The sequence below is a fragment of the Escherichia sp. WS338 genome, assembly GCF_046486405.1.
Lineage (GTDB): Bacteria > Pseudomonadota > Gammaproteobacteria > Enterobacterales > Enterobacteriaceae > Escherichia > Escherichia coli.
The window spans coordinates 1-2,208 of the sequence record NZ_JBJQLL010000089.1; the positions used below are offsets into that span (position 1 = coordinate 1).

3 protein-coding genes are annotated in these 2,208 nt (G+C 52.0%); all 3 read right to left on the reverse strand.

What is annotated here, in order from left to right:
- A partial coding sequence (locus ACJHWT_RS25305; protein WP_225093054.1) for a prophage tail fiber N-terminal domain-containing protein occupies nucleotides 1–468 on the reverse strand: 468 nt, incomplete at its 3' end.
- Nucleotides 469–532: 64 nt separating this feature from the next.
- Nucleotides 533–1,132, reverse strand: coding sequence for an Ail/Lom family outer membrane beta-barrel protein (locus ACJHWT_RS25310; protein ID WP_025670860.1), 600 nt, complete (start codon nucleotides 1,130–1,132; stop codon nucleotides 533–535).
- 69 nt (nucleotides 1,133–1,201) lie between these two features.
- Nucleotides 1,202–2,208 (reverse strand): phage tail tip protein (locus ACJHWT_RS25315; RefSeq protein WP_410232386.1); only part of this gene is annotated, 1,007 nt, incomplete at its 5' end.

The following is a 2,208-nucleotide window of genomic DNA, read 5'->3' on the forward strand; positions in this document are numbered from 1 at the left end:
GCTGGCTGCGCGTGCTGAGTCTGCAGCATCAGTCGCATGGGTTGCCGCCTCACGGGCAGATGTGCCGGCATCGCTGGCTGACTTCTTTGCGGCTGCCGTGTTCTGTGCCACCACGGACGCGTTACGCGCCACCTCTTCCACCATCAGTTCAAAACGTCGCAATGCCTCCGGACGGGCATCATCCTCCGTCATGGCACCGAGAAAATCATTCAGCGTACCGGGTTGGGAATCTTCATACACGGTGATGGTCCCGGCATGTGACGGCGGGAATCCTTCCACCAACAGAATAACGCTGTACTGACCGTACTCAACGTCCATGCTGTAACGCCCGGCTTCATCCGGATTTTCTGAGGCCAGCGTGTTCACCACCACCGTGGTGCTGTTACGTTTTGCTTTCAGCTGGATTGTGCAGTTCTGAACCGGTTTTCCTGTGCCGTCTTTCAGTACACCTGAAATCTTTACTGCCATATTCACCCCACAAAAAAGCCCGCCTGAACCGGCGGGCTGTCATAACACTGTGTTACCTGGCTAATCAGAACTTATAACCGACGCCCACGATGAAACCGTCAGTGCGCCAGTCGCCACTGCCGGAGCCTTCATAAGCAATATCAATGGCCACGGATTCGGTCGGGTTAAACTGCACGCCAGCCCCCCACGCCAGAGACGTGTTGCTGTGGCGACCGTCATCACTGCCGGTCAGCACATCGTGCGTTTTCCCCTTGCTGTCGGTCACCTGCAGATAATCCCCGGAAAAAGTCGACACACGGCTGTAAGCCACGCCCGCCATCGCATACGCACTGAACCATTCATTCACGCGCACAGAGGGCCCCGCCATCACGCTGAACCAGCGGTTACGCACTGAATCTTCATGCCAGCGGGTATCGCTGTAACGGGTAAGCTGGCGATTCTTGTCTCCTGCATAGCTGAATGACGTCACCATCCCCAGCGTATCCGTAAACTCATAACGGTATTTCACGTTAATCCCGTTCAGATCATCGCTGCCGGGAACGTTGGTCGAGGCATGAAGATACCCCGCGCTCAGCGTGGACTGATGTTCAGACGCCCATGCAGGCGCACCGGATACGGCCAGACAAATGGCTGCGGACAAAATGGCTGCACAAACTTTACGCATAATTACCTCTCGCTTTTCTGCAATAAAAAAGGCGCCATTTCTGGCGCCCGTATTGGGGTTATAAAAATTTCAACTGATACTGATACCGGATGCGGCTTTTTTCGTGACAGAGACCATTAAATCACTGATCCATGTTCTGGGCTCTCCACTGCCGCTCGACTGAACTTCAAATGTTAATATTACATCTCCGTCCCCCACTGGCATATCAATGATATTGCTGTACACGACTGTTGTCCTTTTCGAACCACTAGTGGATTTGTCATAGATTACATTGCCATTTTTGCGCACAATTAATCTGCAGGTATCGTAGATATTAGCGCCATCATTTTTACTAAAATATGGTGGTGCACCGTACATGATTGGTTGAATTATAATCTGCCTGTCAAAGGCATGATCGTCCTTAATATGAACGGTAAGTGAACCCTGTGGGTATTCTCCGGGGTGCGGAAATCGATGCCCTGTCGTTTTTACAAAATCACCACGCACCTGGTTAGCATCAAGCATCCCCTTAATAGTACAGCTCTCATTAATCGTGACGTTGTTGAGCGTCCCGGCGTTCGCATTCACACTGCCACTGATATCTGCATTTTTAGCGGTCAGCTTTCCGTCTGGTGTCAGGGAAAATGCCGGAGGATTACCGCCACTGGTAATGGTGGGGGCCGTCAGGCGTTTCAGGAACACGTCGTTCATGAATATCTGATCGCCCTGACCAACAAACATCGGTTTTGTGTTGCCATTCGCAGGATTAACCATCGCAATCCTGTCCGCCGCCAGCAGCACCTGACTCTGCATGCCGTCAGGGGTGTTCTCAATACCGGCACCAATACCCGCGATATAAAGGCGTCCGTCCTGCATCTGCTGCAGCTTCACAGCCCACATGCTGTTCAGGTTATTATTTGTATCAACCTGAACCTTCTGTATCTGCTGAATTGCCGCACTCTGGTCTTCCAGTTTCTTATTGACGTTCTGCGTGATTTCATTGCTGACATCCGTAATGGACGTCCTGATTTCAGCCAGGTCAGGCGCAAGCTGACCGTTATCAATCTGCGTCCACAGCTCCTGAGCCAGATGGGTTT